This is a genomic window from Streptomyces sp. NPDC111744 (assembly GCF_055634995.1).
Genome location: NZ_JBVKCG010000004.1, coordinates 25,444 through 40,062 on the forward strand (window position 1 = coordinate 25,444; position 14,619 = coordinate 40,062).

11 protein-coding genes and 4 tRNA genes are annotated in these 14,619 nt (G+C 69.2%); 7 read left to right on the plus strand and 8 right to left on the minus strand.

All coding sequences use genetic code 11. The features are described 5' to 3' along the window. Window positions 1–92: 92 nt before the first annotated feature. Window positions 93–761 (minus strand): nitroreductase, encoded by a 669-nt coding sequence (locus ACZ7OO_RS10235; RefSeq protein WP_471503468.1) that lies wholly within the window; start codon window positions 759–761, stop codon window positions 93–95. A gap of 140 nt (window positions 762–901) precedes the next feature. On the opposite strand from ACZ7OO_RS10235, the gene ACZ7OO_RS10240 reads away from it, so the two are divergent. After that, a complete protein-coding gene (locus ACZ7OO_RS10240; protein WP_471503470.1) occupies window positions 902–1,552 on the plus strand; it encodes an FMN-dependent NADH-azoreductase in 651 nt (216 codons plus the stop codon). A 61-nt stretch (window positions 1,553–1,613) separates the two neighbouring features. Here ACZ7OO_RS10240 and ACZ7OO_RS10245 read toward each other — a convergent pair whose 3' ends face one another. The 7 genes from ACZ7OO_RS10245 to ACZ7OO_RS10275 form a co-directional block, all read right to left on the minus strand. Further along, a complete protein-coding gene (locus ACZ7OO_RS10245; protein WP_471503472.1) occupies window positions 1,614–2,099 on the minus strand; it encodes a MarR family winged helix-turn-helix transcriptional regulator in 486 nt (161 codons plus the stop codon). A 186-nt stretch (window positions 2,100–2,285) separates the two neighbouring features. Further along, a tRNA-Lys gene (locus ACZ7OO_RS10250) sits at window positions 2,286–2,358 on the minus strand. 109 nt (window positions 2,359–2,467) lie between these two features. Then, on the minus strand, window positions 2,468–3,982 hold the full coding sequence (locus ACZ7OO_RS10255; protein WP_471503474.1) for an amino acid permease: 1,515 nt from the start codon (window positions 3,980–3,982) through the stop codon (window positions 2,468–2,470). Window positions 3,983–4,030: 48 nt separating this feature from the next. Next, on the minus strand, window positions 4,031–4,420 hold the full coding sequence (locus ACZ7OO_RS10260) for a hypothetical protein (RefSeq protein ID WP_471503476.1): 390 nt from the start codon (window positions 4,418–4,420) through the stop codon (window positions 4,031–4,033). Between the two features lie 207 nt (window positions 4,421–4,627). Next, window positions 4,628–6,748 carry a DEAD/DEAH box helicase gene (locus ACZ7OO_RS10265; RefSeq protein ID WP_471503478.1) on the minus strand — a complete coding sequence of 707 codons (2,121 nt, stop codon included), beginning with the start codon at window positions 6,746–6,748 and terminating at the stop codon, window positions 4,628–4,630. A gap of 241 nt (window positions 6,749–6,989) precedes the next feature. After that, the gene (locus tag ACZ7OO_RS10270) at window positions 6,990–7,547 is read right to left on the minus strand and encodes a hypothetical protein (protein ID WP_471503480.1); all 558 of its coding nucleotides are present in this window, start codon (window positions 7,545–7,547) and stop codon (window positions 6,990–6,992) included. An 86-nt stretch (window positions 7,548–7,633) separates the two neighbouring features. Next, on the minus strand, window positions 7,634–7,987 hold the full coding sequence (locus tag ACZ7OO_RS10275) for a metallopeptidase family protein (RefSeq protein ID WP_471503482.1): 354 nt from the start codon (window positions 7,985–7,987) through the stop codon (window positions 7,634–7,636). 146 nt (window positions 7,988–8,133) lie between these two features. Between ACZ7OO_RS10275 and ACZ7OO_RS10280 the strand changes: the two genes are divergently transcribed. From ACZ7OO_RS10280 to hrpA, 6 genes are all read left to right on the plus strand, one after another. Beyond that, window positions 8,134–9,768, plus strand: coding sequence for a metallophosphoesterase family protein (locus ACZ7OO_RS10280; RefSeq protein ID WP_471503484.1), 1,635 nt, complete (start codon window positions 8,134–8,136; stop codon window positions 9,766–9,768). 80 nt (window positions 9,769–9,848) lie between these two features. Beyond that, a tRNA-Glu gene (locus tag ACZ7OO_RS10285) sits at window positions 9,849–9,921 on the plus strand. Between the two features lie 37 nt (window positions 9,922–9,958). After that, window positions 9,959–10,033 (plus strand) — tRNA-Asp (locus tag ACZ7OO_RS10290). Between the two features lie 24 nt (window positions 10,034–10,057). Then, window positions 10,058–10,131 (plus strand) — tRNA-Phe (locus ACZ7OO_RS10295). Window positions 10,132–10,265: 134 nt separating this feature from the next. Beyond that, the gene (locus tag ACZ7OO_RS10300) at window positions 10,266–10,598 is read left to right on the plus strand and encodes a hypothetical protein (protein WP_471503486.1); all 333 of its coding nucleotides are present in this window, start codon (window positions 10,266–10,268) and stop codon (window positions 10,596–10,598) included. Window positions 10,599–10,672: 74 nt separating this feature from the next. Beyond that, window positions 10,673–14,617: an ATP-dependent RNA helicase HrpA gene (gene hrpA, locus ACZ7OO_RS10305; RefSeq protein ID WP_471503488.1), complete on the plus strand. Its 3,945-nt coding sequence runs from the start codon at window positions 10,673–10,675 to the stop codon at window positions 14,615–14,617. Window positions 14,618–14,619 lie beyond the last annotated feature (2 nt).

Consider the following 14,619-nt stretch of genomic DNA (forward strand, 5'->3'; position numbering starts at 1 on the left):
TTCGTGGGTTGGTATATGCGGAAATATGACATCCGAACGGTTATGTGGGCGGGGCAAGCAACGGCCCTCTCGTCGGCTGCGCAGGGTCGGCGTCAGAGACCGTCGACGAACGTGACCGTCTCGCCGAGCGGCGCCCGGCCCGTACGGGCGTAATCCACCGTGACGTCCTCGTACCCGATCGACATGCCGCAGAAGAGGAGGAGTTCGTCCGGGGGCGACAGGACCTCCGCGACGGTCCGGCGGAACTTCGCCCAGGCCATCTGCGGACAGCTGTGCAACCCTTCGGCGCGCAGCAGCAGCATGACGCTCTGCAGAAACATGCCGACGTCGGACCATTGGGGGCAGCCCAGGTCGCGGTCGATATAGCAGAACAAGGCAGCGGGCGCGCCGAAAGCCTGCCAGTTGGCGGAAGCGGCCCTCTGACGGGCCTCCAGGTCCTCGCGCGGGATACCGAGTGCGCCGTAGCGCTGCTCACCGAAGGCGGACCGGCGCTCGCGGTAGGGGGACTTCAGCGCGGACGGGTACTGCACGTACTCCGGCTCGTCCCAGGGGTCACCCGCGGCAAGGCGCGCGCCGGCGCGCTTCTTGATCTCGGCCAGTGGCGCGCCGGTCACCACGTACACGTGCCACGGCTGGAGGTTCGATCCGGACGGCGCCCAGGCCGCGGCGGACAGAACACGCTCCAGCATCTCCCTCGGGACAGGGCGGTCGGTGAACCCGCGCACCGCCCGTCGGCTCGTGACCGCCTCATAGACGTCCATGATTGTCCGTCTCCACCGCTCGATAGGTGTACCTTCACTCAAGATAGTATCAGGCGATACAGTCTCACTTGAAACTATCTCACCCACCGGACCTCATCCCTCGGTTCCCCGCCTCGGGCGCCGCACCTTGGAGACCCTCCATGGCCACGCTGCTACACATCGACTCGTCCGTCTTCCCGGGCGAGGCGTCCTCGTCCCGTTCCGTCACGGCCACCTTCCGCAGGACATGGGAGGAGCAGCACCCGGAGGGCACGGTGATCTACCGCGACCTCGCCGCCGACCCCGTCCCGCACATCACCGCCGACGCCTGGTCCGCCGGATACGCCCTCCCCACCGAGCGCACCCCGGAGCAGTCCGCCGCGTTCGCCGCACGCGTGGAGCTCATAGAGGAGCTGGAGCGGGCGGACGCCGTCCTGGTCGGCGCCCCCATGTACAACTTCTCGATCCCCTCGACCCTCAAGGCCTGGCTGGACAGCGTCCTCCTGCTCGGCCGCACCGCCGGCGAGAACCCTTCCGCCCAGGGCACCCCGGCCGTCGTCGTCGCCAGCCGCGGCGGCTCCTACGCACCGGGCACCCCGCGCGAGGGCTACGAGTTCGTGCGGAACTACCTGGAAGCCGTCCTCGAAGGCACCCTCGGCCTGGACCTCGACTTCATCGTCCCGGAACTCACCATGGCCACCCGCAATCCGGCCATGTCGGAACTGGTCCCGCTGTACGAGTCGTCCCGCAGGCGCGCCTTCGAGGAGGCGACCACCAAGGCCAAGGAACTCGCGGAGCGCCTCGCCGGGTAACCCTCCGGGCCGCCACCCTCTCCGACAGTGCCGACGGCGCGCGGTGGCCGCGCGGGCGCGTCTACGCCTTGCCGTCCGCCGGATGAGCGAGCCGGGTCAGCAGATCCCTCAGCTGCTCGGCCTCGCCGGAACCCAGTTCGGCAGCGAGACGTTCGGCCAGCGGCTCCGCCGCCACATGGGCGGCATCGAAGAGTTCCAGCCCCTGAGGCGTGATCTCCACCGCCCGCGCCCGCCGGTCCCCCGGAACGGCCTTGCGTACCGCCAGGCCCTTCCGCTCCAGGTCGTCCACGACCCGCATGATTCCGGCCTTGTCCGACCCCGTCGCCGCCGCCAGATCCCGCTGCACCGTGGGCCCGCGGTTGACGAGCACGATCAGCACCGCGAAATGCCGCAGCTCGATACCGAGCGGCCGAAGCGCCTCCCCCATCATGGCGGCCGCGTGCCAGTGCGCACGGCGCAGGAGCAGGCCGAGAGCGAAAGGCGAGGTGTCCCCGGGGCTGTCCGTCGCACGCGAGGCAGGGGTTCGGTCAGGAACGTCGGCGGCCATGAGGTCAGACTACTTCAATCGATACGGTATCGATTGAAACCAATTGCGACTGTGGCGACGTCCGCCGGCGACGGGCAACAAGCCCGATTACGCACGAGCCTGAAAACGAGTCAGCGCCCGAGCCGGCCGAAGCCGACGCAGGCGCTGAACGGCAAGTCAGGCGCTGTATGGCCCGCTTGCCACCCGTAGGCCGTGTGGGACTCGAACCCACAACCAATGGATTAAAAGTCCACTGCTCTGCCAATTGAGCTAACGGCCCAGGCGATGTTGCCTCCCCGAGCATAGCCGGACGGAGCCGTGTCGCCGATCGGGTATCGGGGTCGCGGCCGCGTCGGGTGGCAGAAGTGGTGTGGAACTGGTCCGGAGCGTCAGAGATCGACCAGTTTGGCGGTGTCCTCGTGGCGTGCCCTGTCCGGGTGGAGGAACCAGTGCCGGGCCGAGATCTGCCACCAGAGCGCGGCGAAGCCGAGCACCGCCAGGACGGCCACCGGGGCGTAGTTGAAGTACTCCCAGGTGACCGGGGAGACCTGCGGGAGCATGAAGAGGACGGTGATGACGCCGACCCAGGCCACGGAGATCACTCCGATCACCCCCGACCAGCGGCCCAGATGCCACGGACCGCGTTCGAACGCGGCGCCCTTCCTGACCCGCAGCAGGGTCGGGATCACGTACGCCACGTACAGACCGATCACCGCGATCGACGTCACGGCGGCGTAGGCCGTGTAGTTGATCAGGTACGGGAGGCCCAGGGCGAGCGCGGAGAGGGCCGCGAGCCAGACCGCCGCCACCGGGGTGCGGGTGCGCGGGCTGACCGTGTGCCAGACGCGGGAGAAGGGGAGCGCGCCGTCGCGGGAGAACGCGTAGATCATGCGGCTGTTGGCCGTGACCGACGCCATTCCGCAGAAGAGCTGGGCGCCGATGACGACGAGGAGCAGGAGCTTGCCGGTCGTAGCGCCGAGCGCGTCCAGGAGGATCTGGGCCGGGGGCACGCCCGTCGGGGACTTCAGCTCCTTGTCGTACGACTGGATCGCGAAGGTGAAGCCGAGGAGCAGTACGAAGCCGGCTATCCACGATGTCCAGATCGAGCGGACGATGCCCTTCGGACCCGCCGTCGACGCGTCGTGGGTCTCCTCCGTCATGTGCGCCGAGGCGTCGTACCCGGTGAAGGTGTACTGGGCCATCAGAAGGCCGAGCAGGACGACGTACGGGCCGCTGCTCCAGCCCGTCTCGTTGACGAACTCCGTGAAGACGAAGGACGCCGACTGGTGGTGGTCGGGGACGAAGGTCAGCGCGCCGACGATGACCGCGACACCGACGACGTGCCACCACACGCTCACGCTGTTGAGCAGGGCGACGATGCGGACGCCGAAGGTGTTCAGCAGGCCGTGGAGGAGGAGGATCGCCGCGAAGAGGAGGATCGTGCGGCCGGGGGTGACGGTGAAGTCGAACTGCAGGTTCAGGTAGGCGCCCAGGAAGGACGCGGCGCCGAAGTCGATGCCCGCGGTCACCGCCACCTGGCCGAGGACGTTGAACCAGCCCGTGAACCACGCCCAGGCAGCCGCGCTGCGCTGCGGGGCCAGGCGGTGGGCCCAGAAGTAGAGGCCCGCCGAGGTGGGATAGGCGGAGCAGATCTCGGCCATGGAGAGGCCTACGAAGAGGGTCATCAGGCCCACGGCCACCCAGCCCCAGGTGATCACCGCGGGACCGCCGGTGATCATGCCGAAGAGGTAGAGGGTGAGGCAGCCGGAGAGGACCGAGATGATCGTGAAGGAGACCGCGTAGTTCGAGAAGGCCGACATACGGCGGGCCAGGACCTGGGTGTAGCCGAGCTGGGCCAGCCGCTCCTCGTCGGAGGTCGCTTTGCCTATCGCGTCATCTGTCATGCCCCCAGCGATTCCCTCGCCGAGGGCGTGACATGCACCACAACTTGGCTAGAAAAGCCCCTCGTAACCCTGCCAACCGCTCCCGATCAGCACCCGCCCGCCGGAGGAACCATTGCCCTTGCCGCCGTAGCGGTAAAGGTGGCCCGTGGAGTCCCGTGCGACCAGGTCGTTCTTCCCGTCCCCGGTAATGTCGCCGACGCCGACGACCGTGTTGTACGTCGATCCCCAGCCGGTGGAGACCTTTGCGCGGGCCTTGAGACGCCCACCCGCCAGACCGCCGTAGCGTGCCCGCCTTGTCGCGGGCGCGCACGTCCCCGATGCCGTCTCCGTCGAGGTCTTCCGCGCCAGCACGTCGTCACAGCGATCGCCGTTCAGATCACCGAACGGCGCCGCCACCACGTTGGTGGACCAGCCTTCCCCGGAGACCTTCCCGGCCAAGGCGCCCTGCCGTCGCCCTGTTGGAAGGCGAGCATGCCGGAGGAGTCGAGGGTGAGCAGGTCGGCGATACCGTCCTGCCCGAAGTGGTCCCGCCGCACGGCTACGGGAGCGTGCCAGTGAGCGCTCCTGGGGACGCCGGGCTTTTCGGGGCATGCGAAAGGGCCCGTACGAACGTGTCGTACGGGCCCTTCGTCACCTCACTCGGTGTCAGCCGTTGCGCTTCCAGCGCGGCTTGTCGTCACGGCGCCCGAAGGAACCGGTGCCGGTACCCGTGCCGGTGGTGCGGTGGTCGTCACGGCGGCCGTACGACGGGCGGTCGTGGCCGCCGGTACGGAAGCCCGGGCGGTCGTCGCGGCGGTCGCGGTTGAAGGGACGGTCGCTGCCACGGTGGCCGCCACGGTCGTCACGACGCTCGAAGGAACGGCCGGCCGGACTTTCGTCGCGACGGAAGCCACCCGAGGGGCGGTCGTCACGACGCTCGAAAGAACGGCCACCACGGTCACCGTCACGACGGTCGTCGCGGCGGTCGTTGTCCCGGCGGAAGCCGCCCGACGGACGGTCGTCACGACGGAAGCCGCCACGGTCGTTGTCACGGCGGTCATCGCGACGGAAGCCACCCGAGGGGCGGTCGTCACGACGCTCGAAGGAACGGCCGCCACGGTCACCGTCACGACGGTCGTCGCGGCGGAAACCACCGGAGGGGCGGTCGTCGCGACGGTCACGGCGCTCGTAGTTGCCCCGCTCGTCACGCTGCTGACGCGGACGCTCATAAGAAGAGGAGGACTGCTCGCGCACCGGCGCCTCGGCGGCCGACTGCTCCGGCAGCGACACGGCGGCCTCGGCCACGGCGGCGGCCTCGGCCACCGCCGTCTCCGGGTCCTCGCCCCGCTCGCGAGCGGCACGGGCGACCAGACGGTCGGCCTCCTCGCGCAGCTCGGCCGCACGGCGGGTGGCCCGCTCCAGCTCCTTGGTGAGCTGGGCGACCTCACGCTCGGCCTGCTGCGCCGCGTTGCCCGCGGACTCGGCCTGGACCTCGGTCATCGAACGGGCGCCGGTGATCTCGGCGACCTCGGGCTCGAAGGCCGTACCGGAGTTGATGATGTGACGGCCGGCGTCGACGCCCGCGTCCTCCATCAGCCGGAAAATCTGCCGGCGCTGGTGCGGGAGGGAGAGGGAGACGACGGTTCCCGTGCGGCCCGCGCGAGCGGTACGGCCCGCGCGGTGCAGGTAGTCCTTGTGGTCGCCGGCCGGGTCGACGTTCAGCACGAGGTCGATGCCGTCGACGTGGATGCCGCGGGCGGCGACGTCGGTGGCGACGAGCGCGTTGACGTAACCGTCCTTGAAGTCGGCCAGCGTCCGGGTGCGGGCGCCCTGGGTCATACCGCCGTGCAGCGCGTCGGCCTTCACACCGGCGTCGCGCAGCTGCTCGGCGATGCGGTCGGCGCCCAGCTGGGTGCGGACGAAGATGATCGTGCGGCCCTTGCGGGAGGCGATCGCGGCGGTGACCGGCGCCTTGTCCTTGGGCTTCACGATGAGGATGTGGTGGGACATCGTCGTGACGTTGCCCTGGGCGCTGTCGACCTCGTGGGTGACCGGGTCGGTCAGGTAGCGCTTGACCAGCGTGGAGATCTCGTTCTCCATCGTGGCCGAGAACAGCATGCGCTGGCCGCCGGCCGGGATCTGGTCGAGCAGCTCGGTGACCTCGGGCAGGAAGCCCAGGTCGGACATCTGGTCGGCCTCGTCGAGGACGGCGATCTGCACGTCCTCGAGGGAGCAGGCGCCGCGGTTGATGATGTCGCGGAGACGGCCGGGCGTGGCGACGAGGATGTCGACGCCGCGCTCCAGGGCGTAGATCTGGTTGCCCATGGACGTACCGCCACAGACGACCTTCATCTTCAGGCCGAGGACGTCGCCGTACGGCTGGAGGGCGTCCGCGACCTGCATGGCCAGCTCACGGGTCGGGGTGAGGATGACGGCGCGGGGCCGCTTCTTCTCGGTGCGTCCGCCGGCCAGCGTGGCCAGGGTGGGCAGACCGAAGGAGAGGGTCTTGCCGGAGCCGGTACGGCCACGGCCGAGGATGTCCTTGCCGGTCAGGGCGTCCGGGATGGTCGCGGCCTGGATCGGGAAGGGGGAGGTCACACCGTTCTGCGCGAGCTTGCGCACGACGCCCTCGGGGAGACCGAGGTCGGCGAAGGTGATCTGAGGGGTGTCGGTGGTGTCGGTGGTGGTGTCAGCGGTCTCCTCGGAGACCTTGGTCACCAGCTCGTGGTCCTCGTTGTTCTCGTTGTTCTCGGACACGACGAACTGATCAGTACTGGACACGGACATGCGAATGCGAAACCTTCCGGAGTCTCTTCGGCACGCGCCCGTCAACTCCGTGATTCGCTCACGACCGCCTCAATGCGGTCCGCCACGGCAAGGGAGAGTACGCGCCACACGGCGCGCTCTGCGGTGGCGCCGGGCAAATGGGATCAAACGATCTACCACCATACGCACCCAACACCCCTCAAGGCAAACCGAGCATCAAACCCGCAGCTCACGCGCCGCCGGTGCCCTCGAGGACGCCCTCCTACGCCGGTGTCCCCGCCGCCGGTGCCGGTTCCCGCTGCACCAGCTGCGCCCCCGTGCCCTCGTGCGCGGATGAGGACGGCTCGGCGGACGGCGGGTCGGTGACCGGCGGCGGTGGCGTCGGCGAAGCCGGAGGGGGCGTGGGAGAGGCCGCCGGCGGCGTGGGCGACGCCGGCGCCCCCGTCGGGCCGGCCGGGCCCCCCGGTGCCACGCTCTTCCCCGGCTTCGCCGGCGCCACCGGCCCCGCACTCGCGCCCTTCGTCGGCTTGACGGACGCCGACACGGACTCCCCGGGCTTCGGTTTCCCGCCGTGTCCCCGCTTCCCGTCGGCCACCGCACCGCCGTACCCCGCGCCGCCCTCGCCGGACACCCCGGCGCCTCCGCCGGCCTCGCCACCGTCCCGTTGCCCGGCGGAGTGCGACGGCTTGGCCTTCCCCGCGTCGTCCCCGACGTTCACACAGCCGGCGGCGGCCGCGACGGCCATAACGGTGACGGCCAGACGGACGGGTACGTACAAGGGGCGCACGGCGGCCACCTCCGGGGCGAAGAAAGGAGTCAACCTCCCCAACTCCCGCCGCCCACAAGAGGACACGCAACCGAGCCGTCACCCGCGCCCGAGGACGCACGCCGGACCCGCCGCTCCCGTCACCCGTACCCCAGCGCATGCAGCCGCGCGTCGTCGATACCGAAGTGATGGGCGATCTCGTGGACCACGGTCACCTCGGTCTCCGCGACGACCTCCTCGCGCGAGGAGCACATCCGCAGCGTCGGCCCGCGGTAGATGGTGATCCGGTCGGGCAGCACGCCCGCGTACCACTCCCCACGGTCGGTCAGCGGAGTCCCCTCGTAGAGCCCGAGCAGCTCGGGGTCGGCCGGGTCGTCGGGCTCGTCCTCGACGAACACCGCCACGTTGTCCATCAGCCGGGTCAGCTCCGGCGGGATCCGGTCGAGCGCCTCGGCTACCAGTTCCTCGAACTCCTCGCGCGTCATCTCCAGCACAGCCCCATTGTCCGGCACGGAACGCCCGTACGAGAGTCGCGGACCCCACGGAGATGCGGGCCCCACCACCCGACACGCGGGCCCCACCGCCGGACACGCGGGCCCCACCGCCGGACACGCGGGCCCCACCGCCGGACACGCGGGCCATGAACCGCCGCATAGGCACCCGCAATCCTGGGCATACGGCACCAATGGCCCGCGTCCGAGCCCGAGCCCAGTCCCCCAGCCCAGCCCCAACCCCGACACAAATCCGAGACCGCCTCCCCGATCTCGAACTCGCCCCCGATGCGCACGCGCCGCCCGTCTGGATCCGCGTCCTCGGCCTGATAACCGTCGTGGTCGTCGGCGCCTGGCTCGGCCTGCTGGTCGTCGGGAACGTCCGGGCCCAGGTCGGCCCGATGGACACGACGATGACCCTGCGTCCCTCCCTCCACGGCGGCACGAAGATCAACGTCTCCCCGCTGGGCGCCCTCTACCTGGACACCCACGTCGCGCCGGTCCGCCTGGACGTCAACGTCGACCAGCTCGACCCGGTCCGCTCCCAGGCGCTCGTCGACCACCCCGAGCGCCTCTCCGGCCTCCAGGACGAGGTCACCCAGGACGTGGAGCACGGCACCCTCGACGTGGCCGTACGCTCCTGCGTGGCCGTCGTCTGCGGCGCGACCGCCCTCGGCCTCGCCGTCTACCGCCGTCCGAGCCCCGCCCTGACCGCCGGCGGCCTCGCCCTCGCCCTGCTCGCCACGTCCGGCGTGACCGCGTACGCCACCTGGAACCCCAAGTCGGTCCTGGAACCGCGGTTCTCCGGCCTGCTCTCCTCCGCCCCCGCCCTGGTCGGCAACGCGCGCAGCATCGTCACCGAATTCGATGTCTACCAGCAGGAGTTGGCACGCCTGGTGACCAATGTGACGAAGCTGTACGACGTCACGTCCACGCTCCCCGCCTACACGCCGGACCCGACCACCGTGCGCGTCCTGCACGTCTCCGACATCCATCTCAACCCGGCGAGCTGGAAGATCATCGCCTCGCTGGTGGAGCAGTACAAGGTGAATGTGATCGTCGACTCCGGTGACACCATGGACCACGGCACAGCGGCCGAGAACGGCTTCCTGGACCCGGTCGCCGACCTGGGCGTGCCGTACGTCTGGGTCCGGGGCAACCACGACTCGGGCGTCACTCAGCGCTATCTGTCCCGGATGAAGAACGTGCACGTCCTGGACGACGGCCGGGCCGAGACGATCGCCGGGCTGCGCTTCGCCGGGATCGGTGATCCCCAGTTCACGCCCGACCGCTCTGCCATGCCGGGCGGGGACCCGGCCGAGGAACAGGCCGGGGACCGCCTGGCCACGGCCCTGCGGGAGCAGCGGGCGGCCGACACCCCGGTGGATGTGGCCATCGCCCATGAACCGACGGCCGCCCGGATTACGGACGGCGAGGTGCCCCTGGTTCTGGCGGGCCACCTCCACCACGAACAGAACGAGCTCCTGCCGCACGGCACCCGCCTTCGCGTGGAGGGCTCCACGGGCGGCAGCGGTCTGCGCGCGGTCGAGGGCAAGTACCCGGACCCCGTCGAGGCCTCGATCCTCTACTTCGACCGCGACACCCGCCGGCTCCAGGCCTGGGACGAGATCAAACTGGGCGGTCTGGGCGAGACGACGGCCCAGGTCAGCCGCCACCTCCCCGAAGAAAACCAGCCGGGAGCCACTCCGTCACTCTCGCAGAGCCCGTCATCCTCAGGAGGCACACCGGGCACACCGGGCACACCGTCGCCGTCGGGGTCGTAAACCGTTTTGGCGATACTCCCCGCCATCCCATATGCTTCTCACGTCCCCGACGCGCTGAGAAGCGCCCAGGCGGGCCGATAGCCCTCATCGTCTAGCGGCCTAGGACGCCGCCCTTTCAAGGCGGTAGCACGGGTTCGAATCCCGTTGGGGGCACGCAAGATCGTGTGCGACACTGTTGCACGCAAAGCTTGGTCCTGTGGAGCAGTTTGGAGTGCTCGCCACCCTGTCAAGGTGGAGGCCGCGGGTTCAAATCCCGTCAGGACCGCTGGGGTTTCACGTGAAACCTCGTGGCTGGGTAGCTCAGTTGGTACGAGCGATCGCCTGAAAAGCGATAGGTCGCCGGTTCGACCCCGGCCCCAGCCACAACACACAGCCCCTCCGGGATTCCGGAGGGGCTGTTCTTGTGTCGCATTCTGCCGGGGCGCCTGCGTGCAGTGTGGCAGCCTGCGTTCGTCGGGTCGGAAGAGCATTCGAACGAGCACTGAAGGCAGGGGACGATGAGCCGGGACCAGGACGTACAGCTGGAGAAGGACCGTGCACGGTACGGGCTCCTCGCTGTCGTCATCAGCAATCTCGCCATCGCCGGGGTGGCGATCTTCGGCGTCTGGCGGCTGAGCGGCAACACATCGGTGATCATCGGCGTCCTCACCGCGGCCTTCACCGCGGTGAGCAGCATGACCACCGCCTACCTGGGGATCAAGGCCGTATCCAACACGGCGAAGTCCATGGCCGCCGCTTCGGCCAGGGCCACAGCCCCGGCCCCGGCCCCGGCCGCGCAGACCTCCTCCGCCTCCTCCACCACCACCCCGCCCGCCCAGCGGAGCCAGTAGGCCAACCCCGGCCGAACCGCCGGAGGCAAAAGCGTTCGCCACGAATTTCCCCAAGGTGAGATCCTGGGTCGCGTATGTCTACGCATCCAGCCCCCGCCCTCGGCGCTCTCGCCCCCCGCCTGACCGAGCTCTCGCTGCGCGACGCGCACCGGCTCGGGCGCAGGCTGGAAGGTGCACGCAAGATCCGTAAGCCGGAGGCCCGGGCCGCCGTCCTCGCGGAGATCGAGGCCGAGGTGGCCAGGGCCGAGGAACGGATGGCCGGCCGACGCGCCGTCGTGCCCGCCGTGTCGTACCCCGAGCAGCTGCCCGTCAGCCAGAAGAAGGACGAGATCGCCGAGGCGATACGCGATCACCAGGTCGTGATCGTGGCCGGTGAGACCGGGTCCGGTAAGACCACACAGATCCCGAAGATCTGTCTGGAGCTCGGGCGGGGTGTCAGGGGAATGATCGGGCACACCCAGCCCCGCCGGATCGCCGCCCGCACCGTCGCCGAGCGGGTCGCCGAGGAACTGCGCACGCCCCTCGGGGAGGCCGTCGGCTGGAAGGTCCGCTTCACCGACCAGGTGAACCCGGACGCCACGTTCATCAAGCTGATGACCGACGGCATCCTGCTCGCCGAGATCCAGACCGACCGCGAGCTGCGCGCCTACGACACGATCATCATCGACGAGGCCCACGAGCGGTCCCTCAACATCGACTTCCTGCTCGGCTATCTGGCGCAGCTGCTGCCCAAGCGGCCGGATCTGAAGGTGGTCATCACCTCCGCGACCATCGACCCCGAGCGGTTCTCCCGGCACTTCGGCGACGCCCCGATCGTCGAGGTCAGCGGCCGGACGTATCCGGTGGAGGTCCGCTACCGGCCCCTTCTCGAAGAGGAGTCCGAGGACTCCGACCGCGACCAGATCACCGCCATCTGCGACGCGGTGGAGGAACTCCAGGCCGAGGGCAAGGGCGACATCCTCGTCTTCCTCTCGGGTGAGAGGGAGATCCGGGACACCGCCGACGCCCTCGAGAAGAAGAACTACCGGTTCACCGAAGTGCTGCCGCTCTACGCTCGCCTCTCGCACGCCGAGCAGCATCGCGTCTTCCAGCCGCACACCGGTCGAAGAATCGTCCTGGCGACCAACGTCGCCGAGACCTCACTCACCGTCCCCGGCATCAAGTACGTCATCGACCCCGGCTTCGCCCGGATCAGCCGCTACAGCCATCGCACCAAGGTGCAGCGGCTGCCCATCGAGCCGATCAGCCAGGCCAGCGCCAACCAGCGCAAGGGCCGCTGCGGCCGTACGAGCGACGGTGTCTGCATCCGGCTGTACGACGAGGACGACTTCCTCGCCCGCCCGGAGTTCACCGACGCGGAGATCCTCCGGACCAACCTCGCCTCCGTCATCCTGCAGATGACCGCGGCCGGCCTCGGCGACATCGAGAAGTTCCCTTTCATCGACCCGCCGGACCACCGCAACATCCGCGACGGTGTGCAGCTGCTCCAGGAGCTGGGCGCGATCGACCCGGCCGAGAAAGAGGCCCGCAAACGGCTCACCGACACCGGCCGCAAGCTCGCCCAGCTGCCCGTCGACCCGCGCCTCGCCCGTATGGTCCTGGAGGCCGACAAGAACGGCTGTGTCCGCGAGGTCATGGTCATCGCCGCCGCGCTCTCCATCCAGGACCCGCGCGAACGCCCGGCCGACAAGCAGACCCAGGCCGACCAGCAGCACGCCCGCTTCCGCGACGAGACCAGTGACTTCCTCGCCTTCCTCAACCTGTGGAAGTACATCCGCGAGCAGCAGCGCGAACGCGGATCGTCGTCCTTCCGGCGCATGTGCAAGCAGGAGTTCCTGAACTTCCTGCGCATCCGGGAGTGGCAGGACATCTACACCCAGCTGCGCACGGTCGCCAAGCAGATGGGCATCCACCTCAACGAGGAGGACGCACCCGGCGACCGCGTACATGTCTCGCTGCTCGCCGGCCTGCTGTCCCACATCGGCATGAAGGACGTGAAGGACGGCGCTAAGAACGAGTATCTGGGGGCGCGGAACGCCAAGTTCGCGATCTTCCCCGGCTCGGCGCTGTTCAGGAAGACACCCCGGTTCGTCATGTCCGCCGAACTCGTGGAGACCTCCCGCCTCTGGGCCCGGGTCAACGCGAAGATCGAGCCGGAGTGGGTGGAACCCCTCGCCGAACACCTCCTGAAGCGGACGTACAGCGAACCCCACTGGGAGAAGGACCAGGCGGCCGTCATGGCGTACGAGAAGGTCACGCTGTACGGCGTACCGATCGTCGCCCAGCGGAAGGTCAACTACGGCCGGATCGACCCGCAGACGAGTCGCGAGCTTTTCATTCGCAACGCACTGGTCGAGGGTGACTGGCGGACCCACCACAAGTTCTTCGCCGACAACCGCAGACTCCTCAGCGAGGTCGAGGAGCTGGAGCACCGGGCCCGGCGCCGGGACATCGTCGTGGACGACGACACGCTCTTCGACTTCTACGACCAGCGGGTGCCCGAAGACGTCGTCTCCGGCGCCCACTTCGACTCCTGGTGGAAGCGGAAGCGCCAGGAGCAGCCGGAGTACCTCGACTTCGAGCGCGAGATGCTGATCCGGGAGTCGGCGGAGGCGGTCACCAAGGCCGACTATCCGGACTCCTGGCGGCAGGGGCAGCTCAAGTTCCGGGTGACGTACCAGTTCGAGCCGGGCGCGGACGCCGACGGTGTGACCGTCCACATCCCGCTCCAGGTCCTCAACCAGGTCAAGGACGAGGGCTTCGACTGGCAGATCCCGGGGCTCAGGGAAGAGGTCGTCACGGAGCTGATCCGGTCCCTCCCCAAGCCGATCCGCCGCAACTACGTCCCGGCACCGAACTTCGCCAAGCGCTTCCTGGACACGGCAGTGCCCCTTCAGGAGCCCCTGACCACGACCATGGCCCGCGAGCTGAAGCGCATGGTCGGCGTGCCCTTCGAGGCCGAGGACTTCGACTGGACGAAGGTCCCGGACCATCTGAAGATCACCTTCCGGATCGTCGACGAGCGGCGCCGGAAGCTGGCCGAGGACAAGGACCTGGAGGCGCTGAAGCTCCGGCTGAAGCCGAAGGCCCGCCAGGCCATCTCGCAGGCCGCCGCGGCCACCGCGGAGCGCGAGGGCGGCGAGTCCCTGGAGCGCGAGGGCCTCACGGACTGGACGATCGGCGCGCTCACGCGTGTCTTCGAGACCCGCCGGGCCGGCCAGCCGGTCAAGGCGTACCCGGCGCTCGTCGACGACGGCGACACGGTCTCGGTCCGCCTCTTCGACACCGAGGAGGAACAGGCCGAGGCGATGTGGAAGGGCACGCGAAGGCTGATCCTCCGCAACATCCCCGTCAGTCCCGCGAAGTTCGCCTCGGAGAAGCTCACCAACGCGCAGAAGCTGGCCCTGTCCGCCAACCCGCACGGCACGATCCAGGCCCTGTTCGACGACTGCGCGATGGCGGCCGCGGACAAGTTGATCGGCGACTTCGGGGGACCGGCGTGGGACGAGGAGTCGTACCGGAAGCTGTACGACAAGGTGCGCGCCGAGATCGTCGACACGACGGTCCGTACGGTCGGGCAGGTGCAGCAGGTGCTGGCCGCCTGGCAGGCCTGTGAGCGCCGTCTGAAGGCCGTACGGAGCCCCGCGCTGCTGGCAAACCTGACGGATGTCCGCAAGCAGCTGGACGCCCTTGTGAAGCCGGGCTTCGTGACGTGGGCCGGTATACGACGGCTCCCCGACCTCATGCGCTATCTGGTGGCCGCCGACCGGCGCCTCCAGCAGATGCCGACCAACGTCCAGCGGGACACCACCCGCATGGAGAAGGTCCACGAGATGCAGGACGAGTACGCCTGGCTCCTGGAGCAGCTTCCCCAGGGCCGGCCGGTGCCGCAGCAGGTCCTGGACATCCGCTGGATGCTGGAGGAGCTGCGGGTCAGCTACTTCGCGCACGCGCTGGGCACGGCCTATCCGATCTCCGACAAGCGGATCGTGAAGGCGATCGACTCGGCTGTCCAGTAACA

Excerpts from the sequence above, each read along its gene's own strand:
- ACZ7OO_RS10235 (WP_471503468.1), bottom strand. The coding sequence starts at position 761 with ATGGACGTCTATGAGGCGGTCACGAGCCGACGGGCGGTGCGCGGGTTC.
- ACZ7OO_RS10240 (WP_471503470.1), top strand. The coding sequence starts at position 902 with ATGGCCACGCTGCTACACATCGACTCGTCCGTCTTCCCGGGCGAGGCG.
- ACZ7OO_RS10245 (WP_471503472.1), bottom strand. The coding sequence starts at position 2,099 with ATGGCCGCCGACGTTCCTGACCGAACCCCTGCCTCGCGTGCGACGGAC.
- ACZ7OO_RS10255 (WP_471503474.1), bottom strand. The coding sequence starts at position 3,982 with ATGACAGATGACGCGATAGGCAAAGCGACCTCCGACGAGGAGCGGCTG.
- ACZ7OO_RS10265 (WP_471503478.1), bottom strand. The coding sequence starts at position 6,748 with ATGTCCGTGTCCAGTACTGATCAGTTCGTCGTGTCCGAGAACAACGAG.
- ACZ7OO_RS10280 (WP_471503484.1), top strand. The coding sequence starts at position 8,134 with ATGAACCGCCGCATAGGCACCCGCAATCCTGGGCATACGGCACCAATG.
- ACZ7OO_RS10300 (WP_471503486.1), top strand. The coding sequence starts at position 10,266 with ATGAGCCGGGACCAGGACGTACAGCTGGAGAAGGACCGTGCACGGTAC.
- hrpA (WP_471503488.1), top strand. The coding sequence starts at position 10,673 with ATGTCTACGCATCCAGCCCCCGCCCTCGGCGCTCTCGCCCCCCGCCTG.